The organism is Flavobacterium sp. FlaQc-47 (genome assembly GCF_044006475.1).
In the GTDB taxonomy this organism is placed as follows: domain Bacteria; phylum Bacteroidota; class Bacteroidia; order Flavobacteriales; family Flavobacteriaceae; genus Flavobacterium.
In genome coordinates, this window is record NZ_JBIPCQ010000004.1 from 346,113 (window position 1) to 372,666 (window position 26,554).

18 protein-coding genes, 1 tRNA gene and 1 pseudogene are annotated in these 26,554 nt (G+C 32.5%); 11 read left to right on the top strand and 9 right to left on the bottom strand.

Annotation, left to right across the window (positions count from 1 at the left end):
- Positions 1-196: 196 nt before the first annotated feature.
- The gene (locus ACHRVX_RS14725; RefSeq protein ID WP_395333496.1) at positions 197-766 is read right to left on the bottom strand and encodes a hypothetical protein; all 570 of its coding nucleotides are present in this window, start codon (positions 764-766) and stop codon (positions 197-199) included.
- 1,065 nt (positions 767-1,831) lie between these two features.
- On the opposite strand from ACHRVX_RS14725, the gene ACHRVX_RS14730 reads away from it, so the two are divergent.
- Positions 1,832-4,924, top strand: a complete 3,093-nt coding sequence (locus ACHRVX_RS14730) for a DUF6493 family protein (protein WP_395333498.1) — start codon at positions 1,832-1,834, stop codon at positions 4,922-4,924.
- Positions 4,925-4,929: 5 nt separating this feature from the next.
- Positions 4,930-6,258 (top strand): SWIM zinc finger family protein, encoded by a 1,329-nt coding sequence (locus ACHRVX_RS14735; protein ID WP_395333499.1) that lies wholly within the window; start codon positions 4,930-4,932, stop codon positions 6,256-6,258.
- Between the two features lie 197 nt (positions 6,259-6,455).
- Here ACHRVX_RS14735 and ACHRVX_RS14740 read toward each other — a convergent pair whose 3' ends face one another.
- The 4 genes from ACHRVX_RS14740 to ACHRVX_RS14755 form a co-directional block, all read right to left on the bottom strand.
- Positions 6,456-7,082 (bottom strand): hypothetical protein, encoded by a 627-nt coding sequence (locus tag ACHRVX_RS14740; RefSeq protein WP_395333501.1) that lies wholly within the window; start codon positions 7,080-7,082, stop codon positions 6,456-6,458.
- Between the two features lie 143 nt (positions 7,083-7,225).
- Positions 7,226-8,698, bottom strand: coding sequence for a tyrosinase family protein (locus ACHRVX_RS14745; RefSeq protein ID WP_395333503.1), 1,473 nt, complete (start codon positions 8,696-8,698; stop codon positions 7,226-7,228).
- A 39-nt stretch (positions 8,699-8,737) separates the two neighbouring features.
- On the bottom strand, positions 8,738-9,166 hold the full coding sequence (locus ACHRVX_RS14750; protein ID WP_395333505.1) for a hypothetical protein: 429 nt from the start codon (positions 9,164-9,166) through the stop codon (positions 8,738-8,740).
- Between the two features lie 17 nt (positions 9,167-9,183).
- On the bottom strand, positions 9,184-10,119 hold the full coding sequence (locus ACHRVX_RS14755) for a multicopper oxidase domain-containing protein (RefSeq protein WP_395333507.1): 936 nt from the start codon (positions 10,117-10,119) through the stop codon (positions 9,184-9,186).
- A gap of 380 nt (positions 10,120-10,499) precedes the next feature.
- Here ACHRVX_RS14755 and tssD point away from each other — a divergent pair, with 380 nt between their 5' ends.
- The 9 genes from tssD to ACHRVX_RS14800 all read left to right on the top strand — a co-directional run bounded on the left by tssD (position 10,500) and on the right by ACHRVX_RS14800 (position 20,625).
- Entirely contained in the window at positions 10,500-10,895 is a 396-nt protein-coding gene (gene tssD / locus ACHRVX_RS14760; RefSeq protein WP_395333509.1) for a type VI secretion system tube protein TssD, read from the top strand.
- A 29-nt stretch (positions 10,896-10,924) separates the two neighbouring features.
- Positions 10,925-12,736, top strand: coding sequence for a type VI secretion system Vgr family protein (locus tag ACHRVX_RS14765; protein ID WP_395333511.1), 1,812 nt, complete (start codon positions 10,925-10,927; stop codon positions 12,734-12,736).
- Between the two features lie 3 nt (positions 12,737-12,739).
- Entirely contained in the window at positions 12,740-13,723 is a 984-nt protein-coding gene (locus ACHRVX_RS14770) for a hypothetical protein (protein WP_395333513.1), read from the top strand.
- Positions 13,724-13,725: 2 nt separating this feature from the next.
- Complete coding sequence (locus ACHRVX_RS14775; RefSeq protein WP_395333515.1) at positions 13,726-14,292, top strand: hypothetical protein; 567 nt, start codon at positions 13,726-13,728, stop codon at positions 14,290-14,292.
- 4 nt (positions 14,293-14,296) lie between these two features.
- A complete protein-coding gene (locus ACHRVX_RS14780) occupies positions 14,297-14,956 on the top strand; it encodes a hypothetical protein (protein WP_395333517.1) in 660 nt (219 codons plus the stop codon).
- A 3-nt stretch (positions 14,957-14,959) separates the two neighbouring features.
- Complete coding sequence (locus ACHRVX_RS14785; RefSeq protein WP_395333518.1) at positions 14,960-15,334, top strand: hypothetical protein; 375 nt, start codon at positions 14,960-14,962, stop codon at positions 15,332-15,334.
- Between the two features lie 575 nt (positions 15,335-15,909).
- Complete coding sequence (locus ACHRVX_RS14790; RefSeq protein ID WP_395333520.1) at positions 15,910-16,308, top strand: helix-turn-helix domain-containing protein; 399 nt, start codon at positions 15,910-15,912, stop codon at positions 16,306-16,308.
- Positions 16,309-16,590: 282 nt separating this feature from the next.
- Positions 16,591-17,397 carry a hypothetical protein gene (locus ACHRVX_RS14795; protein ID WP_395333522.1) on the top strand — a complete coding sequence of 269 codons (807 nt, stop codon included), beginning with the start codon at positions 16,591-16,593 and terminating at the stop codon, positions 17,395-17,397.
- Positions 17,398-17,709: 312 nt separating this feature from the next.
- Positions 17,710-20,625 carry an SIR2 family protein gene (locus ACHRVX_RS14800; RefSeq protein WP_395333524.1) on the top strand — a complete coding sequence of 972 codons (2,916 nt, stop codon included), beginning with the start codon at positions 17,710-17,712 and terminating at the stop codon, positions 20,623-20,625.
- A 74-nt stretch (positions 20,626-20,699) separates the two neighbouring features.
- On the opposite strand, the gene ACHRVX_RS14805 is transcribed toward ACHRVX_RS14800, so the two are convergent.
- From ACHRVX_RS14805 to ACHRVX_RS14820, 4 genes and pseudogenes are all read right to left on the bottom strand, one after another.
- Positions 20,700-21,500: a TatD family hydrolase gene (locus ACHRVX_RS14805; RefSeq protein WP_395333526.1), complete on the bottom strand. Its 801-nt coding sequence runs from the start codon at positions 21,498-21,500 to the stop codon at positions 20,700-20,702.
- Positions 21,501-21,819: 319 nt separating this feature from the next.
- On the bottom strand, positions 21,820-23,241 hold the full coding sequence (locus ACHRVX_RS14810; protein ID WP_395333528.1) for an RtcB family protein: 1,422 nt from the start codon (positions 23,239-23,241) through the stop codon (positions 21,820-21,822).
- A 400-nt stretch (positions 23,242-23,641) separates the two neighbouring features.
- Positions 23,642-25,883: pseudogene (locus tag ACHRVX_RS14815) on the bottom strand (hypothetical protein).
- 239 nt (positions 25,884-26,122) lie between these two features.
- Positions 26,123-26,238 (bottom strand) — tRNA-OTHER (locus ACHRVX_RS14820).
- Positions 26,239-26,554 lie beyond the last annotated feature (316 nt).

The following is a 26,554-nucleotide window of genomic DNA, read 5'->3' on the forward strand; positions in this document are numbered from 1 at the left end:
AACATTGGTCTGACATAAAAAATATTTTTTGATTCATTCTTAAATTTTATTTTCTTAATTAAATCGTTAGCAGTTATTGCTTTTGATTTCTCTTTTTTACTTCACGAATGTTCCTTTAATTGATAAAGTACTACATTCAAATGTTCAAACGCCATTGCGCAGTTATTTTGCGCGATACAAAATTGTTTTATCTTTTTTATACCACTTCTAATTCCAGTCGTTTAATTCCAAAATCTGACTTCCTTAATTTACACATTCTGGTATCAGAGATATGGTGAAATACAATTCCTTCAATGTCATTTTCAGATAAAAACTTTTCCAGATCGTCAAATTCAAAGCTTACAAAATCCAGTACTTCGCTACCGTGCCTAATTAAAAAATGCCTTTCTAATTTCTCAGGATTCCCCTGTACTTTAGGTCCGCATAATTCGTATGTTCCGTCTGTTTTTGCTTTTAAACCTTCAAAACCTTCAAAGAAAAATGTATCCGATGATTTTGAACGATCACATTTTACCCAGTGCGGGTGATGTCCCGTTATTGCATCAGCTTCCTGACATGGGATGGCATTTTCCGGAATTGACCTGCCTTTTTTAGCATCAAATCTCTTAAACAATTCGCCATCAATAATGGCAACAGCCGTACCGTCAAACTTTCTGGTCGCAATTGCTTCACCCGTGATTACCCATGCATTTTCAGCATTTATCTTGTTTATTACTCTTGCTAAATTGTTTGGGTTTTTAGCAAATAATGTGCTTATCTTTTTCATTTTATGTCTTTTTTAAATTTGCTGCAAATGCAGTAAGCTTATTTATTTTGTCTATTCACTTTGTCTTTTTAATCTCAGGTAAAAACGCAAAACCGCCATGTTTTTAATTTTCTTATTAGAAAAAACCTTTGCACCTTTGCAACTTTAAGCCTCTGCCCCTTTTTTTAAGGGCATAAAAAAAGCACCCGATTAAAGGTGCTTCATGAGATTCAATACGATATAACTATCCTACTGCCATTCATGCACCTGCATTGTTAAACATCCCAGTTTAAAACCCGAGCTTAACAGTTGTACGTTATATATATATTTATTAAAAATCATCTTTTGTATTGTATTATATAGTGAAATCTTTGTTGTTGACAAATCCGTTTTAACAGGTTTTCTTATGCAAATATAAAGTCAAAAAAATCAATTATCCAAATCATTTTTTAACATATTTTATTGATAATCAAATAGTTGAAATTAAAAACAAATCATAGAAATTCCTGTCCGCATTATCATGCAGATTCTTGATTGTATCAAATAACTGTTATTGACCAGATTACTTTTCAAGATTATATTTCGCTATTGAGTTTAATCATTAAACATTTGGTTATTTATTTTGTTAATTATTTTTAGTCATGGTTTATTTTTTAATCTTTTTTCTCACATTTCCAATTCTGAATATTCTAAAAAAGTACTTGCAAAAAGGTATGAAACAAAAAAAGCGCCCTGTTGAGGACGCTTTATATATTTATGTTGAGTTTGTAATTACAATTTACATTTCAATTTTTTAAATACATATCACATCCATATCCTTTAGCAGGTATAAATACCTCTAAACGATCGCTATATTGCATTGCGGACAGGTTGATATGTATGTTTTTCGTTTCCATATTATAGAACAAATATAATAGTTTTTTAATATATTTTAACATTTGCAAATAATTAATTCTTAAATATTTATAATACAGCGAACAATTTTAACCAAAATTTTCACTTAAAAAAACCTGCTATCCCTTATAAATTTTATATTTTTGAGAATATACAAACCTTTCATTTTTGATCAACACTTCCTACAACAGCATGAAAAAATACCTCAAATACATAGATGGAAATTCAGATAAGTTTTGGCAAATTGAAGTTACAGGACTAGAATATACTGTGACTTACGGAAAAAACGGAACTTCTGGAACCACTCAGACCAAATCATTTTTAACACCTGAAGAATGCCTCAAAACAGCCGAAAAAATACTTGCCGATAAAGTAAAAAAAGGATATTCAGAAACCGGTGATGTTACTGTAGATTCAAAACCAAAAACAGCCAAAAGCACTAAATCTGATGAAGTTCTGGAAGAATATGACGCTATCGTAAAATCTAAAAATATCAATTTACTATTGCCTTTTCTTAAAGAAAAATCAAAAGGAAATATTGAGACTTTAAAAAAGCTGATCAAGAAAAGTAAACGTTACTTTATGACCTATACTGATCTTACAAAAGATCCGGGTTATGTAAAAAAAGACAAACACGATTACGGCTGGGGAACCCGCGGCGATAAAAAGCAAAGCGATATTATTACATTAAGTGCTATCGCATTATTTGATAAAACCGAAATAAATTCTTGGGATGAAGCTCTAACTTTATTGAACGAAATAGACGAAAAATCTCAGGTTCTGGATGTTTTATTGTGGGCAAAACCCAACTGGCTAGACACTTTTATTTTAGACAAAGTAAAAAGACAAGATTGGGTAGGATTTAATTATCACACGCTGCGCAAACTCGAAGAACACGAATTGTTACCTTTTAATCCTGAATTATACGCTTTGTCGCTCGCCGCAACTAATGAGTGGCGTGCCAAAATAAAGACCAGAAAATTTATTAATAATGCATTAAGCGATAAACTAACCTGGCAAAGGGATATTCCGGAATTGTTTAATTATGAAACGATTCTTCATAATAGTTTTTTTAGGGATAATGATTCGCAACAACACGACGAATTCCAGACTTGGGCGGTTGTTTATAAATCATTATTAGAAGAAAAAAAGATGGAACGCGCGTTTTTTATCGAAAATGCACTCCTGATTCAAACCAAAGAATGGAACAACAACCTAAAATCGTTTTTTAGAAAAAGAATCGAAGAATTTAATGTCACGGCAGATGAACTTGTTGTTCACCAGGAAACTATATTCTCGTATTTACACCATCCGTATCCGCCAATAACGACTTACGGAATTGAACTGATCAAGAAAATTTACGAGCATCCCAAATTCAAAACCAAATCATTTCTGGAATGGCTGGAACCTTTAATGATGCGCAGCGATTGTAAAGCAGGAATTAAAAATGTATTGCCGGTTTTAGAAAAGCTGACCAAATCAAACCCTAAATTAAGCGCAACAATTGCAGCTATAATTGCTGATGTTTATGTAATTGCTGATCTTGCTTTGCAGGAACGCGCTACCAAAATTATCCTGAAAATTGCCAACGTAAAAGATAAAGTTTTAAAGGAAAAATTATCGTCGTACGTAACTTTAATGCAGGGAAATATCAAATCAGGATTAACGCAGTTTTTAGACGAAGATGCTCTGACTGTCGATGATGATGCTCATGAAGAATATACATTCGAACCTCAAAAAGAATTATTGCTTACAGACGAAGTTCAGTTGCCAAAGGACTGGAATGATGTTGTATTTCAGTTTGGTAATTTCATCAATTCAGATGAAACATTAGATGCTGAAATTTTATTGAATATTTATATTGCTCAAAAGGATTTATTTCCGTCAGATTATGGCGTGCAATTACAGCCTTATGAAAAACAATTGCAGAAACATTATTTTGAAAGTGTTCACAAAAGTTTCGTGAAAGCATTTTTACAAAATAAAATCACTAATTACGATAATAAATTCACGAATAAGGCGGGTCATTATTCAAAAATTAATACCGTACAATTAATGCAGCCTTTGCTGGAAAAAGTACAGCAAAAGATGGAAACTAATTCTGTTTTGCCATTACTTTCTTTTCCCAGTCATAAGCCGTATTGGGTTGCACCAAAGGTTTTATTAGAAAGAGTTATTGCGTATCAAACTACCAATGAAGAAATCGATTCGGTTGATTTGGCTATTGCAATCGCGCGTATGCCAAGAGAAAATGTAGCAGAAGCTATTCCGTTATTGGATAAAATCGAAGGAGAATTAAAACAATTATTATCTTTTTGTCTGGGCGTAAACGATAAGGTTGCATTAGATGATACTTCTCTGTTTTCGAAACTATTGGCAACAATGGGAAAAACAACTAAAGAAACCGGAAACTTATCTCTTTGGGCGGTTGCGGCAAGAACTTTTTACCCAAATGATACTTTTACTGAATTTGAAAACACGTATTTAAAAGAGATTCCGTTTGTGGTTACTCCTTTTAAACCCGATGTGAAATTTAAAGAAAAATGGAACGAGTGGACCAATTATCAAACCAAAGAAAAAGAACGAACTCCGTCCTGGTATGAAATGAGATTTGATTTGCCTAATTATTCTAAAATTCCCAATTACTTATTATATAGTCTTGATATTTATCAGCGGCCTAATAGTTGGGATTATCTGATTAACTCAGCAGGAAATACGTATTTCTGGCACAGCCTTACACCACAAAATTCAGATGCGCTGGCGTTGACATTATTGCAAAATTGCGCCACCGGAGATGGAGCAAAACCGGATTTGAAAGCGTTTCTGGAAGTCATAAACCGACCTGAATTTCAATTATCTGATATTAGTTTGCTTTTATATGCGTGTTGCTTTTTTCAGGAAAAGAAAGATTTACGATTAATGGCATCAGAAGTTTTAATGCATTTAATAGAGAAACAATCTATTGATTTGGTTTTATTTGCCGAGAAATTAAGTTTTTTAACTTCAGAAAAATATGGCGTATTTTTAAGAATGGCAGATGCATTAATTGCTATTAAAGATGTTTCGCCTTTGCACAATAGTGCTTTATTACAATTGCTAAATTCGTTTTTTGAAAATCTGGATTTAAAAGAAAAACTGCCCACAAGCTTCAAGAAAATAGTAGAAAACTATCTTGATATTTTAACCAAAACAAATGGCAAACCATCAGACAAAGCAGCCGTTTTCTTTGAGCAATGGAAAGATAATGCATCGCTTAAATCATTGATTAAGCAAATTTTAAAATAAAAAAAATGACAGATCTCGAATATAATTATAAAGGAATTTCGACTTACAGTAAATCAAAAGGCATCAATAATCTGGTTTTAGCGCATCAGACAGAAATTGAGGAAGTCAACAATATTCCGTGTTTTTTCTGGGGAAGCTTAACAGATCCGTATGTTACCGCAAAATGCTGGAGCACGATTGCAAAAGTCGTTCGCTCCAGTTTTGGACCCGTTCCGCCAAGTTTGCGCGATCCTATCGTTTCGGCGGGATCTGAGAAGTTGCGTTTTGAAGGTTTTTCGTCCTGCAATGGCGTTTATGTGCGATTAGATATGAAACCGGAAGCAATTGACGGTGAATTTATTGCGAACGGAACTACAAATGTCGACTTTAATGATCCAATGCTGAATGCTTTAAATGCGATTCAGAAAAACGAAAAAGTAACGCTTGCAGTGGGTCAGCAGGATGTTCAGGTAATCACCAGCAAAGCAAAAGTGACCGAGAAAAAAGTGACTTTGCCCATGCGATGGATCAAAGGTTTAACGAGCGTTCAATTGTATCTGGCGGATATGGATATAAAATTTGAACTGAATAAAATTCAGACGATCCAGTTGTTTCAGAGTTTACCAAAAGGAACTGTAAAAGGTGATTTTTTCATTACTAAAAGAGCCGGAAAATTTATGTTTTCTACTTTGGCTACAGCCGATAGTGTCAGAATTGGCGGCGTTCAGCGTTTACGATTGTTAGAAGGAATTCTTGCCATTGTAGATAAAATTTTCATCTACGAATCGTCAGACAAACAAACGTGTGCTATTGTTGCCGAATTTGGAAAAATGCAGCTTTTAATGGCGTTTTCTCCTGATTCGTACCGCGGATTTTCCGGCGAAGGAAATGTACTGGAAACCATGACCGAAAACTTACCAATAGAATGGGTTTACGGCTTAAACAGTTTATTGAAATCGAATGAAACTTTTGACCCAACAATGCTGTCTATCGAAAATGATATTGATTTTGGTACCATGGATAATCTGACTTCGAATTTATCTTCAATGGGATTACTGGGTTATGATTTAAGTGAAAAATCGCATTTTTATCGTCGTCTTCCTTTTAAAACAGAACGTATTTTATCACTAAATCCAAGACTTAAAAATGCCAAAAAACTAATCGATAATGAAGATATCGAAATCGTTGAAAAAAGAGCTAATTATATTGAGGCCAAAGTAAAAGGTTCGGGCGTTTTACACAAAGTGATTATCGACAATAATTCACAAAGATGTACTTGTGACTGGTTTACGGCTTATCAGGGAAAAAGAGGAATCTGCAAACATATTCTGGCAGTAAAAATGACTGTTTCTTAATCGAATTTTGTTTCTATAAAATATAAAAATCGCCTTGATATTGGGGCGATTTTATTATTATATAAAAAATATCAATGTGTTTATTTAGACGCGGATTATATGGATTCGCTTTGCGAAAACGCGGATTTATACTGATTTTTTTAGGTTATTGCTTTTCATTTAATTCACATAATAATTGAATTAAAGTATGGAATGATTTAAAGTTTATAAAAGTCTTCTGTAAGATAGAAAACGGTATCGATAAAAAATAAAGCTCCCTGAACAGTCAAAACATTTTCATCGTGCAAATCTTCAAGTATAATCCCTAATTCCGGATTAAAATAATCATTATTTCTAGTGTTCACAAAACCGTTTGAGGTTAAAAAAACTTTTACGTTTTCTAACTCTGTATCACTATCAGATTTTACAAACATTTGTTCTACTACCGCATAGATTGTTTCATTTTGTTCAAAAAAACCAATCAATTGATATGCAGTATCAGGGAAATAGTAGTTGTTTAGTAATAAATTATTGAGATAGTCTTCCCAACTTTCGTAATAAATACTGTCATTCAGCTTTATTACTTTATGTGTATTTTGAAGATAAACTTTTTGCTCAGCTCCAGAAGAAATAAAAGCATTGATATTAATCTGAGTAATCCAAAAGCCATTCTTATCGCAAAACTGTTTTATTAACGTTGCTTCTTCTCTTTTGATTTGCTTGCCTGACTCAAACGTTCCGCTTGGGCTCTTGCTTTTTCTAAGGTAACGGGAGATTGTTTGGATAGAATTTCCATGCCTAACCTGGCTCTTTCCTGAAATGATATTTTGTAGCTCATTCTTCATGATTTATAATGCAAATATAACGTTTTAAAAATTAAGATTTACTTCACAAAATCATTCTGCAAAATGTCAGCAAACAGGTTTGAGTAAAATAAAAATCGCCCTGAAAATCCAGGGCGATTATTCTAAAAAATATTTTTATTTGCTTAGTTGATTTTGGCAACACTAATTTTTTCCAGTGTAACTTTAGCATCTCCGCTTCCGGTTTTTTTGATGATGATTTCAAAATCCTTATCAGAGTTTACTAAATCATCAGAAATATAATAAGAAAAATTAAGTTTAATTCCGTCTTCGGCAGTATCATGTTTTACGTCGATTCCGTGATCGTGAGCCACGCCAAAGAACGTCATTGCACCCACATACTGATCTGGTTTTCCGGGATAACGAAGGTAAACCGTATAAAAATCTTTTGGCTCTTTGTACACCACAACATCCAGATTCAGGACAATTTTAGAATTCAATTCAGCAGTAAAAACCTTGTTCGTGTTTTTTGCCAAAGTACTTGTCACTTTGTGAGTAAAAGGCGTTGCGCTTAAAGGTTTGCCTACTTTTTGTTCCCAGATAATTTTTTCTTTTGAATCCTGAAACGAGATTTCGTTTTTTGCTTTTGCTTCGTTAGCAGCCAAAACCGGAGCTTTAGATCCGTAAAGCAAATTATCATATTTATAATCTAAATTAAAAACAATTTTATAGACTTCCTCCATAGTGTACGTTTTGCGTTCACCGGTTGGCGTTATAAACTCATACGTCCACGGGTTCGCTTTTAGTTCCTCTAATGTAGGACGTTGCCCGTAAGCCGAAACATCCCATGATTCCCAAATACGGTCAATCATACTGTGGTGCAGCCAAAATATTGGATCAAATCCAGCCGAAGGAACATTTGCCATCAAGCCTGAAAAATTCTTTAACTGATAAATTTCATTATAATACGTTTCTGCCGGAGATGCATATTCTCCGCCTATTAAATCGTGCATAAAACCATGAGGCGCAATTTCCAGATTTTTACTAAAACCTGCAGATCCCGCAAACGAAGGATTTGTTTTTAACTCGTTTAATGATAATTGAAGCTGGTTCACCTGATCTTTAAGGATAGGTTTTCCGTCGTTTAAAATACTGTAACGCGCTGCAACATATAGAGAACCTGATTTATCACGTGCTTCTTTTGGCATAATATTATCCGCTTCGTCTGTGCTTCCGTAATTCCAGTATGGGATTGCAAAATCCTGTTTTCCGGATAATTCCCTCACGATTTTTTCCAGATACCAAATGTACATTCTGTGCCATAAAAGGAAATTTAGTGACGCAGCATCAGAATTTTTCTTGTGCGTACAATCTTCCCACGCCCAGAGTTTATCTTTAGTGGTTTGATACTTGGCACAAAGCTCGTTTTTACCGTTAATTTCTGCCGGAATATTATGTATTGCGCCCTGATAATACCAGCCAAGACCGTTCTCGCAACCCATATCGCGCATTTTTTTAAAGGCAACATTCATCGCGTCAAGATTAGCATGTCCCTGCGGTGTAGTCACATTATATCGCGTATATTTCGCATTTGGGTTATCCTGACCAAAGGAATAGAGCGAAATCAAAATAATAAACAGATTAGTAATTTTTTTCATTTTGTTTGTTTTTGGGTGAATATTTATTGTTTATTTCCCTTAAAGCACATCGACTTCAAAGGTTAAAATTTTAGCATAATCAGGATTTGCCTTATCATAGATTTTAAACTTTACAATGCCGTTGCCCGGTTTGTTTGCCGGAATTACATGAATGGCAATAAATCCCTGCTGATCTGCATTTAATTTATTAAAAGCCGAACCCTTTGGAATTCCAATCTGGCACGCTCCATGCTGGCACATAGAACAATCCCACTCTTTTGGGAACGTATTTGATACGGTTTCCCAAACCAGATAAATGGGTTTGTTCGAAATGTTTTCGACCTTGATTTTAGAAATATCAAGGCGTTTATTTTTCAATAAACTTTCCTTATTTATCGCGTTTCCCACCACCGAAAATGTGGGTTTGCTTTGCGCAAATGCATACGAAAACGAAATAAGAAGAATGAAAGAGAGTAGATTTTTTTTCATAGTTTTTTGTTTTTAATTTAATAGAAAACCGGAAGAATGGCTTCGTAACTAATTTTGTTTGAAAGAGGATTTATAAAATGATAAACAATAAATTCCTTATCGGCTGTGTTTTCTAAAAAAGCCATTAATTCCAGACATTCGCCGGATTTTAGCCTAACTTTTCCCTGCGATAATGCTTGTACCGAAGTTTCATTTCCTGAAATCAATTCCAGTTTAATTGGCATTGGAAACTGTATTTCATGAACGTATAGTCCTGAATTTACCAAACGGAGCAATACGGCTTCTTTTTTGTGATCCCGCGATTGTAACCCTTTGATATTGTTTGTTGTTTTGCCATTAATCAAAAAGTAATTGGGCGTGTAGTCAGGCAGCATCAACGGTTTATTGTCAACATCATATTCTGTTCCCATAATGGCGTTTGTGTGCCATTTAGTGTCAATTTCGTTGCTGCACCATAATACCTCAGCCACAGATTGAGGCGCACTATCAATTTGTTTTGAGCGAATAATAATCACGCCAAACATTCCTGCCTGAAGATTAAAAGGATAATTTTCAGGACTATAATAAAGATAGGTTCCTGCTTTTTTTGCCTGAAACGAATAAAAACCATGTTCCATATGATGAATGGCTTCTTTGGTTTTCATTATTTCGTTTTGCTTATTGCGCTGTACAAATTCAATTTCCTTGCAAAACAAGGAAACAGGATTTCCCTGCGAAATATTCCAGAAGTCAATATTCACGCTGTCACCTTGCTGAACCTGAATATCTGATCCCGGAAAAGTAACTTGTGCCGAAAGCGAATTAGTAAAACCAAATGTTCTGATTTCCAGATTTTTCCTGATCAATAACTTTCCGGTTGTTCTGCCAATAATTAATTTTTCGTTTTGAGAAAACGAAGATGTGATAATGAATAAAAAAGAAAATACCAGTAAAATTTTATTCCATCGTTTCATTTCTAAACTCAAATAAATATTGAATATCAATTGTTTGAAGATTCAAAATTAGAATTATTTGCAGCTAAAAAATAGCGTATAAATACCTGATTTTGTAGTAAAAATCTCAATTCACTTTATGATATATAGAAGCATTTTACTAGAAGTTGAGAAAAACAAAGATTAGCTTCTTCCAGAAACAATCCCAAATTGATACATATTCTGATCGTAAATTAAACCTTATTATAATACTATTAAAACTTTTAGTAGCTATTTAGGAAATATCCTCTCAATACATTTACTACAACGATTTAGTTTCAGGTATGTTTCTGCATACAACTATTTAATCTTTTGAAATCTAAATTCTAGACATCTACTAATTAACCAATTAAGAAAATAAAATGAGTTTTTTATCCAAATTACATATTGACGGACAAGAATTTAATGTCCTGGATTTCGACACTCAGTTTACTCAGGGAAAAGATTCTACCGGTAAACCAATGGGCGAACCAAAAGGAGGAACTATTAATATCGTAATTGAAGCAACCCAAAGTACTGATTTTTTATCATGGATGCTGAACAGCACGTTAACTAAGGATGGCAAAATTGTATTTTATAGAAGAGATGCCATGAGCAAAATGAAGGAACTCAAATTTGTAAAAGGTTTTTGTATCAACTACCGCGAACAATTTACAAGTACAAATGCTGTACCTATGAGAATTACACTGGAAATTGTGGCAAAGGAACTCACCTTTGGCAATGCTAAATTCTCAAACAACTGGATTTCATTAGATTAAAATTATAAGCCACTATTAAAATAAAAATTATGTCACATTTCGCAGAGCAGGTACATATTACAATAGATGAGTTTACACAAAATATTGTGTACTATGATTTAAAATTAACACAGTCAATGATGGATCATCATCATTTTTCTTTTACATGGCAATATACAGCCTCGCCCGTGATTAAACCCGCAGATCAGGCAGCTGCGCTTAGAAAATATGAAGGAAGAGAAGTAATTTTTACTTTTAAAAGTCAGTCAGGGATTCGACTAATGTCTAAAGGTATAATCACTAAGTTAAAATCAGTTGATGTTGACGGAAGTCCTCTTGGATTGCATGTTACAGGAATAAGCCACACTATTTTATTAGATGATTTGAAAAAGTCAAGATTTTTTTCAGACCGCAGTCTTAAGGAAATAGCGATAAATATTTTTGCTGAAGAAACCGCGGGTGAGTTTTATCAAAGAGACTCGATTGAACCCACTTTTACTAAAATATTTGAACATAAAACACAATATAACGAAACCAGTTTTGAGTTTTTAAAACGCCTTTCGGCAAGACACGGGCAATGGTTTTATTTTGACGGAATGCGTATTCAGTTGGGACAAACCAAAACCAGTAAAGTAAAATTAATCAACAAATCATCATTACATAATTTTTGCATAGAAACCAATTTGGTATCGCATAAAGCATCATTTGCCGGTTATGATTATACGAGTGCAACAGGAATGCGAAAATCTGCTCTTGCAACCAATACCGGTAGTGCCGATAGTTTTTCAAGAGTTGTTCTGGACAGGCAGGCATCTGTTTCACAGCCTAATTTAAATATTGCATCCTATACCAATCAGGCAAAAAATGCCGATGAAATTTCAGAAATGGTCAAATTGAAAACCGCAGGAAAAGATGCCAATAGTGTTTATTATAGCGGAACTTCTTATTTACCCATTGGAGTTGGACAAGTTTTTAGCATCGAAAACCAAACGGTAGAACATCACCTTATTGCCATTGAAGTTATTCATCACTCAGAAGTACACGGTAATTATACCTGTGAGTTTAAGGCGATTCCTGCCGATGTTACCGCTCCGCATTATACAGATGTAGAAACCTTTAGAAAAGCAGAAACTCAGTCTGCGATAGTAAAAGACAATAACGATTCGGAAAAACTGGGACGTGTAAAAGTAGCATTTTATTGGGCAGGCGGAAATACCGAAAGTGAATGGATTCGTGTAAAACAACAATATGCAGGAGAAACAAGAGGATCGTATTACACACCCGAAATTGGTGATGAAGTTCTGGTTGATTTTGAAGGAGGAAATATCGAATGTCCTTATGTTTCAGGATCACATTATAACGGAAAAGCAAAACCTGAATTCTTCGATCCTAAAAATATGATAAAGGGATTCAAATTTAGATTTGGTCAATTATTAAAATTTGTCGAAAAAACAGGTATCTGGCTTTCTGATCCAAGCGGAAATGAATTACATCTTGATGAAGAGAATAAAAATATGAATATGACTTCTACTGAAACCATCACATTCAATTGTAAAAATTTTATAGTAAACGCCTCAGAAGGGATTACATATAATGCAGGAACTCATATTGCTGAAACGGCAATTCTAAATAAAACTACAACCATTGGCGGAGGTTTAAATACAAGTGTTACAGGGAGTAATAGCTTAAAAGTTGATGGTGATTTTTATGAGCAAATAGATGGAAACTTTCATTCGCATACTGAGAAAGATAGAAATGAAATTGGTCAAAATGGAGTTGTAACATCCAGTGAAAATGATTTAAAAAATCATTCAAAAAATATAATTCAACATAACAGCGGAGAAGGAACCAGACAAAATTAAATCATGAGGATAAGAATTGTAAAAGGAACAATAACAAAAACCACCGGTGGAAATCATAATATTTATTCTAATGGAGATATTATCTACAATGCTGGTGGTTTTATTGATGAATATGCTGAAAATGGTTTTGTTTACGGAGATCCCGAAGATGCTCCATTACCAAAGTTTTTTGATCGCATCATAAATGTAAACGGACATTTTTATAATAAAGATGGTACATTTGAAGGTAAAATAAACGAGCCTGATTATGAAGGAAGTGTAAATGACGTTTACGTTTGTGATGGGAAATCGACACAAACAGATAAAAACGGAAATGAAACTTTGACCTATAATAATACCAAATTATTGAAAGAGAATGAGGTAAATATAACGCATGAAAAGTTTATAAATTTGGCGTCTATAGCATATGGAGAGTGTTCGTTAGAGTATAATATAGATGTCAAATTAGAATTGTTTGCAATAGCATATGTCAACTATAAACATCCTAAGAATGTAGCTTATGGAAAAGATAGTGCCGGAGCAATATCTTTTAGAAAAAAAGAAAATGAAAAAAGAAATAGTACAGTAATGCAAACTGCAATTGCTGCCGTTATTAATGTACTTATAGGCGGAAAGGATTATAGCAATGGTGCAGATTCATGGGATGGCGTGGATGTATTGACAGGAAGATCTGATGCAAAATGGAAGCAAGAAAATCATTTTAGACAAAGAGTGCATGGCAAAAGAAAAGGAATAACTGATCCCGAAAATTTGGCTTCAACGTTTTATAATAGTGTGAAAAAAGGATTAGAAAATAAAATCAGCAATCCAAAAACAAGTGAAGCATTACAAAAAGATTATCAAAACAAACTTGATAATTTAAAAAATCTAATAATTTATAAAGAGGAATATGAAGTTGTAAATAAACAGGACAAACTTAAATATACACCTTGTTTTGAAGTACTAGCAACACATGCAGCAAGTATTTTCTATAAAGAACTAAAATGATTATGAAAAAAATTTATATAATATGGGGGATTTTAATTGTTAGTAATCTATTTTCTCAAAATAAAAAATACGATACAATATTATTTAAAAATATTAAAATTGATAATCATGAATTGTATTTTCATTATAAAAAAATCAAAGATTTAGAATCTATTTATGGAAAGTTAAATAAAAATTCAAATAAAACGAATACTGCTGAAAAGATTCCTTTACATTATCATTCAAAACTCATCAATTCATTTTCTAATGATGAGGTTTCATTATTAATAACTAGCGACAGGGCTTTTATAGATTATTTTAACTTTGAATTATCTAAAAACACTGGAATAATTTATTATAAAAACAAGAAAATTATATTATCTAAAAACATGCAATTGTCTCAATTTAAAAAAGTCTTTAAAAACTCATATGAAAACGCTTCAGGATTACCAGTTATTGCGCTGGAAAGAGCTGCTTTTATATCTGCTTATATAATAAACAAAAAAAGTATAGGATATATTAGCTTCACATTTTATGATAGTAAATTAATTTCAATATTTATATCTGATCATAAACCAGAAAACTTTTAATAAAATGAAGCATTATTTACTCACATTAATTTTACTTATATTTTTAATTTCTTGTAATTATAAAACTAAAAAAGAGAATATTTTAATTATAAAAGATCAACCAAAAGATACTATTTATCTGCCAAAAAATATGGCGATAACTAAAACATGTCAAGATCAGGTAAAAGGCTATAAAAATAAATATGGAATAATTTTTTCAAATTATTATACAGATGAACATTATAACCTAAATTTTGGCAATGACAAGATAATTGATACGATTGCTGTTTTAAAACCATTTTATCAAAAAAATATAGATGATTGTTACCCTAAAAATGCTGAATATGATTTTCCAATTCTCATAGTATCAGATATAGATAATAAAGGTAAAAAAAATAAAATTTACAGAAACATATTAAAAAATAATGAGGCTAACTATTACGAAGAAATAAGTGTTAAAAAAGATGGTTTTATCATTTCGAAAGATTATAACGGTAATAATGGTTTTTATACCAAAACGTATGTTTCATTTAAGCAAAATGATTTTTATGTAGATAGTATAAGTGTAGAATCTTGGGGAGAACATCAATATAAAAAAACAATAAAATTTAAAAGTAGAACTTTTGAATTATCAAAATACAATAGGACATATATTGATTCAATAAGAAAACATTTTGATAATTAATCCATGAAAAAAGCAATTCAAAGACTTTACAGACATTTAGAAGGAAAAGATGGAAAAGGTCATGATAAAGATAAATCAAAAGCAGAAGCTTTAGCGACCATACCGTTTGAAGAAAAGAAAAATACCTTGACAAATGATTCATATAATATTTTTGATTTTGAACAAAAGAAAAACAGTGTTTGGGATATTTCAGTTGATTCAAAAGGATTAAAAAATGTAGATTATTACGAAACAGTTGGCACCGGCCAGTACAATAAAGGAAGAACTCTTAATAAAGCAACTACAGTTGTAGGAAGACATATATTTTGGAAACCATATAAAGAACACCCGAACAATAAAGGATATTATTGGAAAGCAATGATGAATCATAAACTATAAAAATGAAATATAAATTTTTAATCCTTTTATTAATTGGCTTTATCAGTTGTAAAATGGATAATCATAAATCTATTAAGCAAGAAAAAAAAATAAACAAATCGATAGACCCAGCTAGCGCGAGCGTCTCGCTCGTGAACACAAAGAATTCCACAATACAAATAAAAAAATAAAAGCTAACAATAATCTAATAAATAGATAAGGGATTAATCTATTCTTGATTTGATTGCGTTCACGAGCGAGACGCTCGCGCCAGCTGGGGGTAAAATTTTATTCCATCGTTTCATTTCTAAACGCAAATAAATATTGAATATCAATTGTTTGAAGATTCAAAATTAGAATTATTTGCAGCTAAAAAATAGCGTATAAATACCTGATTTTGTAGTAAAAATCGTAATTGAAGCTGTAATAAATCGCAGCATTTTACAAGAAGTCGACAAAAAACGAAACCTGGCAATTAAAGTAAGAAAAAGCATATATTTACCACAAGCGAAAAACATTAAAAATGATATTTTACTAAATCAATCTGTTTTTTACCAATGAGTATTTTTTAAAAGAATTTTAAATATCTTTGAATTATGAGCACAGCAACAAAACCAAAACATATTGGCAGAAATATTAGCCGAATCAGAGAGCTTCGCGGAATGAAACAAGAAGTACTTGCAGAAGCTATTGGCATAAGTCAACAAACTATTTCAAGTATTGAAGGAAGCGAGGAAGTTGAATTTAAAAGACTTTTAGAAATTGCCAAAATTCTGGGAGTTACCGTAGAAGCAATTGAAAACTTTTCGGAAGAATCAGTTTTTAGTTTTTTCAATAACTTTTATGATAATAGTACTGCTGGAAGTGGAGTATTTAATCATCCAAATCAATGTACTTTCAATCCTCTTGATAAAGTTATTGAGCTTTATGAACGTTTGGTTCAGGTAGAAAGAGAAAAGGTAGAATTCATGGAAAAATTAATGAACGGGAAATAATATTCTTCATAGAGAATTTTTATATAAAATGCGCAATGAGAATTGCGCATTTTTTTTTGGTTTTAACCCGATGATGGTTTCGTTTATATTTTATTATTTTTTAGATTATTTCTTATTTATCAGAAAGATTTATTGTTTATATAATCATTTTGTAGTATTTTTACCATTTTTATTTTAACCGAGAACACAAGTAAAGAAATAATTACTTCACTATTAATAATGAAAAATCACCAACTTTTTTTAGTACTACTATTTCTATTTTCTTTTTGTGCAAAAAAAACAATGATTGAAAATGAATTAAGTGCAATAGAAATTAATAAAGAGAATTATAATGTAGTCGACACTATTCTTTATGAAAGAAAAAAAATAAAAACCCTGCGTTTTCACAAAGCAAAATCAGATTATATCATGGTTGGCTTTTACGAATCTGGAAAAAAGAAATCTATTGCTAATATTAAAAATAGTACTCAATTTTATGATAAAGCTATTGATTGGTACGAAAATGGAAAACCTAAATGGATTCGTAAATATGATCGTAATGGAACGCAAATAGAAAAAAACATCAGTTTTAGAGAAAACGGAAGTATTGAACACGAGTATGATAATGACACAAAAGAATCAACAGATTACTGGCTAAATGGAAAACCAAAATTTAAATACATAGAAAACGTATCCCAAAGCTATCATTACTTTAATGGCAACTTCATGGAAAAATACACACAAAAAATAAAAGATGAATATTACGTAGAATATTTTAATGAAAATAGCGATTTGGTTTTTTCCGGACTTTATAAAAAAAAGATTCTTTTTAAAGACAATGCAAGATACAACGGGAAAATCATTTGTTATTTCAACAATGGGAAAATTTCACACTTCGAGAATCTTATAAATGGAATTCCGAATGGGAAATCCTTTGCTTATTATGGCAATGAAAATCTAAAATATGAAAGAGAAGTAAAAAATCAGGAAGAGATTTTTTATAAAGCTTACTACGAAAATGGAAAAGTTGATTTTATTCGCGATCAGGTAAAAAACACATTTACAAAATGGGACGAAAAAGGAAAATTAATAGAAGAAGTTTTGCTTTGATAATATTCTTTTGAATAAGTTGTTGAGTTTGACGTTTTGTTCAGGTGGAAATAGAAAAGGTCGAATTCATGGAAAAATTGATGAACGGGAAATAATATTCTTGATAAAAGGATTTTTTATTTTTTATCTTTTTAAAGTATAATTCTTCTCAAAGTTTGAATGTAACTTTTCTAATGTGGTTTTCTCGGAAGAGTTGATGTTTGATAATGATTTGAGATTTAACTATAAATAGTCGAAATTACACTTTTTAATTTAACAAAAATAAACTGCAAATTAAATGTAAAAATGTATTTTTGAGTTTTACTATAAACTATGACCAAAATTTTAAATATTCCACCAAAATTAGAAGATGCAATACAGAAAAACAATCTAGTGATTTTTGTTGGCGCAGGTTGTTCAATGCCTTTAGGCTTCCCTTCTTGGAAAAAATTAATTGAAGATATACTTCAAGATTTGGATAGTAAATACGGAGAAACATCTGATACAAATTTTAAAAATATACTTAATGGTGTTAAAACAAATAGCAAATCATTATTTGATGCGTTAAGTAAAATTGAAAATGACTCAGATAATGGAAGTGCTTTTAAAATAAAGTCAAAAGAGTTTATTAATTCTCTTGTAGAAGAAATCTCCAAAACTTTACCCGAAGAATCTAAAGTACACAGTTTGTTGTGGGAAATTTCAAGCAAAATAATCACTACGAATTATGATAAAATATTAGAGAAATACATTCCAAAACATTTAGATCCAAAAATTTTCTATAATACAAATGCTTTTCAAGGTTTAAAAAGCCAATCTGATAATTCTCAGTTTTTATATAAAATTCATGGTGATTATGAAGACCCAGAAACAATAATTCTATTTGAAAGCGATTACAATGATATTTACAAAAATGAAAACTATAATAATGACACATTAACAACTCATTTCAAAGAAAAAACTTTTTTATTTATTGGTTTTAGTTTGACAGACCCTTTCGTGAATGATTTATTTATAAAAATTAAAAAAATATACAAAGGTTATACTGTCAATGAACATTTTATTTTTACTACTAAAAATGAAGATTTTATTAAGTATGACGTTAATCCGATAAAAATTGATAATTGGAATGAAAGCTTAATTGAATATTTGGAAGAGTTAAAAAAAATAAAAGTACAGAATGAATCAACAATTAAGAAATTAATAATTGTCAATGAACAAGAAATAAAAAAAGAAGATGAACTAACAAAAGATGATGTCAATAATATTTTTGAGATTATAACTAAAAAGACAAATGAACTATTAAACAATCCAGGAAACAAAGAACTTGCAACAGAAGTTAAAGACCTTAGAGTAAAACTAGACAAACTACTATATGAAAAAATAGATTATTTGCAAGAAATAGATAAACCATTTAGAAATAATGATTTACAAATTTTATTTGATGCTATTTATTCTTCTGAAAAATTGAACACTTATACTTTAGAACAAATTAGAAAAGTAAGAAATAGTACTGATATTTACAAATGGTATGATAGAAGTGTGATTGTAAGTGCTATTACATGCAGTTTGATACACTTTAATAAAGCGGATGAGCAAAAAATAACTCTTCTAATAGATTTTATTAATGATAATGAAGAGAAAGTTTGGCAAAAGGCTATAACATCATTATTTATGATATTAAATCATTTAGGAAATAAATGGTTAAGATTTGATTCACTTAAGACTAAAATAAAATCTTTAAATCAAAACTTAAGAATACAAGATTCTTGCGCAACAATAATTAGATTGTTTAGTGTAGGTCTAAATAACATTTCAATGGTAAATGAAGAGATATTTGATAATCCCTATTTTAGCAACAGTCCTTTCAATTATTTTCTCCCTTATTACCAAGAGGAAAATCCACAGTTTAATTTGGTATACGAAACATACGAAGGTAATGATATTGAAAACTATATTCGATTCCTAGATGAAGTTCCCCTTCCAGATCAATTAAAATACTTGTTATGTAGTAAAGAGACAAAAAAAAGTGTGCAAGAAAATGAAGAAGGAGAAGATAAAAGAGAAAGTTTAAATCACATTTTAAATTACAATTCTTATTTTTATCCTTATTCCGTTTTTGTTCAAGAAGTAATTAGCTTTTATAAATATTTTCCAGTGTTTAAACATGAAGAAAAATTAAAATCGCAACTTAAATTAACAGAAACACCTTTAAAAGACTATTTGTTAAACGAAAAAGAAAAACATACAGCATTAGGTATACACTTTATGCAAGACGAAAATTGGTCACAAGCGATTGTAAATTATAAACAAGCATTAAAACTAGATCAAAGTGATATCTCAGATTTATTGAACCTAGCCAGTTGTTACCATAATATTAAAGAATTCGATGAAGAATTAAATATACGAATTAAAATACAAAATGACAAACCAGAGAATGAAAGTAATCTTAATCAATTATTTGAAATTTATTATAATATAAAAAAAGACTTTAAAACTTCACTAATTATAGCGAATCAATTACTTTCAATTGATAAAAAAAATGCTGATTATTGGAATTTAACAGCTGCAGCATATGATGAATTAGATGAATTAGATAAATCTTTAATAAACTATAATAAAGCAATCGATCTTAATTCACAAAAAGCTTCATTCTTTTTTAATAGAGCTAACCTATATTCTAAACTTGAAGAATACCAGAAATCTATTTTAGATTATAATACTGCAATTAATCTAGATTTGAAAAAAAACTCTGTATACCTTTATGGTAGAGCTGCAGTATTTTCTTTAATAAAGGAATATGAAAAAGCAAATAATGACTTAAATATTTCAATTAAAATTAATAATAAAGATACAAATTTTCTACTCAGTAGATCAACAAACTATTTACACTTAAAAATGTTCGATGAAGCTCTTATAGATATTAAAAAAGCTGAGTCTCTGGGATGCAGAAAAGATTTTATTTTTAATTATTTAAGTAATTATTTTAGACTTCAGAATGATTTTATTCAAGCTTTAGAATATATCCAAAAGGCAATCGATATAGAAAAAGATGCTAGACATATAGGAACCAAGGCTACAATATATGCATCAATGGGTGACGATACCAATTTTTACATGTATTTAGAAGATGCTCTTGCTAAAGGAGCAAAATCAGATTTACTTTTTCCAGATATAAAGGAAAAATACAAATATAAACCGCAATTTCAAATTCTTTTAAAAAAATATAAACAAACAAAAAGCCTTTAAACCCAGTAAAAACACCTGATTTAAAAGCCAACAAATAAAATACCTAACAGGTTTCTAAAGCCTGTTAGGAAACGCTAAATCCCAAAAAAACCATTAGCATTCCTCGTAGTTTCCTCCGCAACTTTATCTAACGAAACTCCTTTAAACTGCGCCACAGTTGCAACAACAAAAGGCAGAAAAGCGGGTTCGCAACGGCGTTCGTGGTATTTTTTCAGGAGATTGTTTGGTACGTTTTTCGGGAGCATAAATGGCGCATCGGTTTCGATCATCATTCGGTCCAGCGGTACGTATTGAATCACTTCTTTTAAATGATTAAAACGTTTACTGTCGGAAATCGCTCCCGTAAAACCGAGATAAAATCCGTTATCAAGATAGGTTTTGGCTTCGGGCAAACTTCCTGTAAAACAATGCACGACAGCTTTTGGCAATTGTATCAAATAGTCTTTTGTAATTTCCATAAACTTTGTAAAAGCCGCTCTTTCGTGCAAAAACAAAGGTTTCCTGACTTCAATTGCCAGTTCTAATTGCGCTCTGTAACAGGTTTCCTGAATATTTCTGGGCGAAAAGTCACGATCAAAATCGAGTCCGCACTCCCCTACCGAAACCACGTGTTTTTGTTTTAATAAATTCCGCAGCCTGGAAATACTCTGCCCATCAAAACTTTTCGCATCATGCGGATGAATTCCGGCTGTGGCATATAATATTCCAGGATATTCTTTGGCTATTCGCGATGATTCTTCGCTGTTTTTTACGCTTGTTCCGGTGAGTATCATTTGCGATACATCAGCATCTAAAGCGTTTTGTACAACATCGTCTATGTCGTTGTGGAATTGTTTATTGGTTAAATTAATTCCTATGTCTATGTATGTATTCATTTTTTTTAAAGTTGCTAAGGCTCAAAGGTTCAGAGGTTTTTCTCTTTGAGTCTTTATTATTATTTATTTTTTGCCACTAAGGCGGTAGGGCACAAAGTTTTTTTACACAAAGTTTGTCATTTCGACGGAGGAGAAATCACATGACGTAACCATACAGTTCGTCGCTCTCTGGATGTGATTTCTCCTCCGTCGAAATGACAATATTGGGTTCAATCTTTGTCGAGCTTCTTGCGAAGATTTCTCCTTACGTCGAAATGACATAAAATGAGGCTAAACCTTTGTCACTTTGAGCCTCTGCCCCTTTGAACCTTCAAAAAAACTAATCTTCACGACTCCCGTCATCCGCCATTCTTACTAATTTTGGTGTGAACTTAGCAACGACATCAACTAATTCCTGTTGCGCTTCCATAACCTGATTGATATCTTTATACGCCATTGGGGCTTCGTCAAGACCTGCGCCAATAAGCGTAACGCCGTGATGTTGCAAGATTGATTTCATCTCGTTTTTTGTGATTGTTTTTATGGCTTGAGTTCGGCTCATTTGTCTTCCTGCTCCGTGTGAAGCCGAGTTTATGGCGTTCTCCTCGCCTTTTCCTCTCACTAAAAATCCCGGTGCGGTCATACTTCCCGGAATAATTCCCATCACGCCTTTTCCTGCCGGAGTCGCGCCTTTTCTATGCACGATCACTTCTTCGCCGTTCCAGATTTCTTTCCACGCAAAATTATGGTGATTTTCGACTTTGGCTAAAATCGTAGCGCCTAGAGCGCGTTCCATTTTGTTATGGATAATTTCATGACAAGCCGAAGCATAATCTCCCGCCAAATTCATCGCCATCCAGTATTCCTGACCCAATTGGGAGTTCATATCCAGATACGCTAAATTCTTCGCCACATCAGGAAGTTTACAAACGTCTTTTGCCATTTTAGTATAATGTCCGGCAATTGTGGCGCCCATTCCGCGTGAACCTGAATGTGTTAACAAAGCGACATATTTACCTTTTGGGATATTCAAAACCGCATCGTCTTTTGCAAATTCCATGATTCCGAATTCAACAAAGTGATTTCCACCACCCGAAGATCCTAATTGCGACCAGGCTTTATCTTTTAAATTTTTCACAAACGGAGTCATATTAAAAGTATCGTTTTCTAAAACTGCGTGATCTGCTTTGTATTGTCCGTGAAATCCGTGACCCGCTCCAAAAATAGAGTTGGCAATTAATTCTTTTTTGAATTTGGCTTCGTTTTCAAAGTAAAAATCCTCCGCAATATCATAAACCGACAACGCCATTCGACAACCAATATCAACCCCAACTCCATACGGAATAATGGCATTTTTGGTCGCTAAAACTCCGCCAATTGGTAATCCGTAACCTTGATGCGCGTCTGGCATTAAAGCTCCGGCAACCGTAACAGGCAATTGCATCGCTACTTCCATTTGTTTTCTGGCACCGTCTTCGATACCTTCTAATCCGTAAGCCGAATATGCATTTGGGTTTTGGTTTAAAGCAATAAAATCTTCAGGTTTTTCATTTGCTTTTTCGATCAAGGCGATTGCCAGTTTGCTGAAAATAGCATCGTCTATATAATTTTCAGGAGTTGCTAGAACGTTTTTGAAATTGGTTATCATTTCATCGCGTTTCAATCCGTGTCTTTTACTGTTTATTTTTAAGGCAATCCCGATTATTTTTCCTTCAGGGAATCCTAATTCTATTATATCTGTACCGTTTATTTGTGTTTTCATGGTTTTTGTTTTTAAGGGACAAAGTTGCAGAGGTTTTCTTAGGTGCAAAGGTTTTATACAAGTACGCAGCTATTTTGCGTAGATTATTTTTTTATTTGTAATGTGCTTTTATGCGTAAGTTTTTTTCACGCAGATTTTGCAGATTTGAGCCGATTTTTTTCTTATTTTTTGTCATTTCTCATTTTATGTCATTTTCGACGAAGAAGAAATCACACTGGAAACTCCTCACAGAATGTCGCCAATCTTTGTCGAATCCCTCGTGTGATTTCTCCTCCGTCGAAATGACAAACTGTAGGCCTTTGCGAGATTAAATTTACCACACTTTGCGAAGACGCGCAGTAATCCACCTCTACAAAACCTCTGTCCCTCTGAACCTTTGTGCCTTTGCCCCTTTTTTCCTTTAATCAATTAATAATTGCGTAACTGCCGCAGCATTTATCGCCCATTTTGCATCGTAAACCTCATCGGCATTTTGATCTTCGGTGATGGTTAAACCCTGGGCTTCCGCTTTGAGTTGTAACAAACTACCAATATTCAATTTGCTGCTTAGTTTTGCCAATAATGCCTGAACTCCTTTAAAATCCAAACCTTGAACAACTTGTCCTCCAAAGGTCATCTCTAACCAAATGATTTCTCTTTTGGCTATATCCAACACTCCAAAAACCAAACCTTTGGCAACATTTTGCGTCACACGAACCTGATGATCTACACATGACGGATCATAAGCTACTCCGGTTTTTTCGGAGATTTTCATCGGGTGTTTGCTGTTCATCCAACCTACAATAAGATTTGGCGTAATACTTCCGTTGCTATAAGCGTTGCAGGTAAAAGTTACAAATTTGGCATTGGCTTTCGCCAAATCGTCAATGTTAATGTTGATATATTCAGCCGTTCCAATTTTACTCGGAATACTTCTGATATCACCGCTGTGTTTACAACCAACAGTTTCCAATCGGCTGAAAGAACATATATCGGCTTTATCTTCGTAGGCAATATGGCAGCTTAAATCCATATCCAGATGTTGCGCCGGTAAACCCGCACCCCATTGCATGAACAAACGCACTTCGTTACCTTCAATCGGGAAACGTGTTCCCATTAAAGCCACCGGTAAATCCTGAACGGTCTCGCTTCGATCTCCTATAGAAACCGGCATATTAAACAATTGCGGATCGATGTACATGGTTTTGTTTGGGTTTGCAATTGCCGCAAATCGTTTTTTCATAGCTAATAAACACAACGCTTCGATTTGATTTTTCATCGCTTCTAATTGTGCTTCGTCGTACAAATTCAATAATGCATTTGGTGCAATACGTTTGTTGGTTCCACCCAAAGGCTTCACGCTTCTTTGCATGTTTTTATCAAAATAATTTTGAGCGTACATGTTTAAAGTAAACACCAATCTTGCAGGAACTTTATCGATAATTTCTTCAAAATGTGCGATAGTTTCGTCTGCACCAAACCAAAGCATATTCGAGAATAACGAACGTGCAAATAATCCCGGACGTTGTTTTAATAAAGCAAATGTTTTATCGGCATCAAACTTTAATCTTGATGTGTTTACTTTGCTTTGCCAAACGTCATACACCTGATTGTAAAACACATCCATTAAAAAAGCTAATTTTTCAAAGCCTTTTCTTTTGCTGTATTCTGCCAAACGCAACGCTCTTATAAAACGAACCCACATTCCTCTTTTTGGGTGCATGATTTCGCACATTGTTTCCACCTCCATATCCAGATTATTCAACCAGGAAGCCACCATTAAGCATTCTTTTCTTGAATATTTAAGTTTCAAATCTTTTTGAGAAGCAATTTTCGCCTGAGCGCTTGTATCCAAAACATTGAAAAAGTGCTGTGCATTTTTTGACGTTCTTTTAATGATTGTTTTCGGTTCTATAATTTGCAATAATCCTGTATTCTTGAACCACAAATATCTTAAGATATCTGTTGGCGATTTAAAATACTGAGACGCATTTTCGGCCTGACCTTCTTCGATTAAAACATCAATCACCAACATCAAAGTTTCTTTAATTGCGATATCTGTTTTTGGTAAAGGCAAATATTTCAAAGCCATTTTTAAACTATCTGCCTGCGTAGCGTCCAATGCAGTTTTTGATTGCAATAATGATTTATAGAAATCTTCCAATTCCTTTTCTGACCATAAATCCAATACTTTTAATTTGCTTCCCTGACCGAAATTTTCGATTTTACCAAATTCAAAGGGAGTTCCGCAAAACGGACAACCATTATATCGTTCTAAAGGAAAAGTATTGTTTGGGATAATATGTCCGCATTGTAAAGTTGTTCCTTTTTTTATGTTCAGAACATTCCAGAAATAGGTCACAATATGATCTAAAACAGATTCTCCCGTTGGGATATTCCATTCTTTCACTAAAGGCGTCCAGTTTTTATCTGTTCCTAAAACTTCTCTTAGTACTTCTAAAACTTCCACTTTATAATTTGGGTTTACATTATTTAAAGCGTGTAATAACGACTCAGAAAATGTAAATCCAAGTTTTGAAACATTGGCTAATAAAACCGATGTTGTTCCTGATAAATTTTTTAATATCATTCGCAATCATTGCTGATGGAATGAAAATAGCGTTTTGACGCAAACTGATTTTTAATAATGCTGACGTTTTCATTTTTTTTCATTTTTAAAATTTAGATAATGGTGTTTCTGATTTCTACCTAAAAGATTTGAAGTAAGAAACACTTGACCTGAAATTGGAGTTTAATTGATGAACTTTTTATCAGACGGGTTTCCCCGAGAAGTAAGTTAATCTTGACCCTCCTTTTTTATTAATGATGATTTTAAAACTATGCTCGGATTCGAACCGAAATTAGCCGTGTTCTGAAGTAAGTTTTAATTGACCATTAATAGTGAAGCAGATGGGATTCGAACCCACGACCCGGACATTAGAAGTGTACGAAGTAAGTTTTGATTGACCTGTTAGGATAATTTCAAAACTACCTGCTCTACCGCTGAGCTACTGCTTCAATTTAAATTGTGTTAACCGGTAATGGTAAAAGTTTGTACGTTGGAAAGTGTTTTCGAAGTAACTTATACTTGACCTTGCTAACTCAATTTTTTATTTCTATGAACGTATGTTTTTATTTCTGAACAAAGATTTCACAACTAGTGCGCAGTTATTTTGCGCAGTAAAAAAAGAATTCTATATTTGGGTAAATTATGGTTATCAATAATCATTTAAGTCCCTTTAGAGACGGCATATTCACAGTTTTTTAAACGCATTGCAAAAAAGCCCCATCGGGTGACATATTTTTATTGATAAAGATAAAAACCGAAAATATC

Bases quoted from the DNA above. Each gene is read 5' to 3' on its own strand.
- ACHRVX_RS14725 (WP_395333496.1), bottom strand. From the start codon at position 766: ATGAAAAAGATAAGCACATTATTTGCTAAAAACCCAAACAATTTAGCA.
- ACHRVX_RS14730 (WP_395333498.1), top strand. From the start codon at position 1,832: ATGAAAAAATACCTCAAATACATAGATGGAAATTCAGATAAGTTTTGG.
- ACHRVX_RS14735 (WP_395333499.1), top strand. From the start codon at position 4,930: ATGACAGATCTCGAATATAATTATAAAGGAATTTCGACTTACAGTAAA.
- ACHRVX_RS14740 (WP_395333501.1), bottom strand. From the start codon at position 7,082: ATGAAGAATGAGCTACAAAATATCATTTCAGGAAAGAGCCAGGTTAGG.
- ACHRVX_RS14745 (WP_395333503.1), bottom strand. From the start codon at position 8,698: ATGAAAAAAATTACTAATCTGTTTATTATTTTGATTTCGCTCTATTCC.
- ACHRVX_RS14750 (WP_395333505.1), bottom strand. From the start codon at position 9,166: ATGAAAAAAAATCTACTCTCTTTCATTCTTCTTATTTCGTTTTCGTAT.
- ACHRVX_RS14755 (WP_395333507.1), bottom strand. From the start codon at position 10,119: ATGAAACGATGGAATAAAATTTTACTGGTATTTTCTTTTTTATTCATT.
- tssD (WP_395333509.1), top strand. From the start codon at position 10,500: ATGAGTTTTTTATCCAAATTACATATTGACGGACAAGAATTTAATGTC.
- ACHRVX_RS14765 (WP_395333511.1), top strand. From the start codon at position 10,925: ATGTCACATTTCGCAGAGCAGGTACATATTACAATAGATGAGTTTACA.
- ACHRVX_RS14770 (WP_395333513.1), top strand. From the start codon at position 12,740: ATGAGGATAAGAATTGTAAAAGGAACAATAACAAAAACCACCGGTGGA.
- ACHRVX_RS14775 (WP_395333515.1), top strand. From the start codon at position 13,726: ATGAAAAAAATTTATATAATATGGGGGATTTTAATTGTTAGTAATCTA.
- ACHRVX_RS14780 (WP_395333517.1), top strand. From the start codon at position 14,297: ATGAAGCATTATTTACTCACATTAATTTTACTTATATTTTTAATTTCT.
- ACHRVX_RS14785 (WP_395333518.1), top strand. From the start codon at position 14,960: ATGAAAAAAGCAATTCAAAGACTTTACAGACATTTAGAAGGAAAAGAT.
- ACHRVX_RS14790 (WP_395333520.1), top strand. From the start codon at position 15,910: ATGAGCACAGCAACAAAACCAAAACATATTGGCAGAAATATTAGCCGA.
- ACHRVX_RS14795 (WP_395333522.1), top strand. From the start codon at position 16,591: ATGATTGAAAATGAATTAAGTGCAATAGAAATTAATAAAGAGAATTAT.
- ACHRVX_RS14800 (WP_395333524.1), top strand. From the start codon at position 17,710: ATGACCAAAATTTTAAATATTCCACCAAAATTAGAAGATGCAATACAG.
- ACHRVX_RS14805 (WP_395333526.1), bottom strand. From the start codon at position 21,500: ATGAATACATACATAGACATAGGAATTAATTTAACCAATAAACAATTC.
- ACHRVX_RS14810 (WP_395333528.1), bottom strand. From the start codon at position 23,241: ATGAAAACACAAATAAACGGTACAGATATAATAGAATTAGGATTCCCT.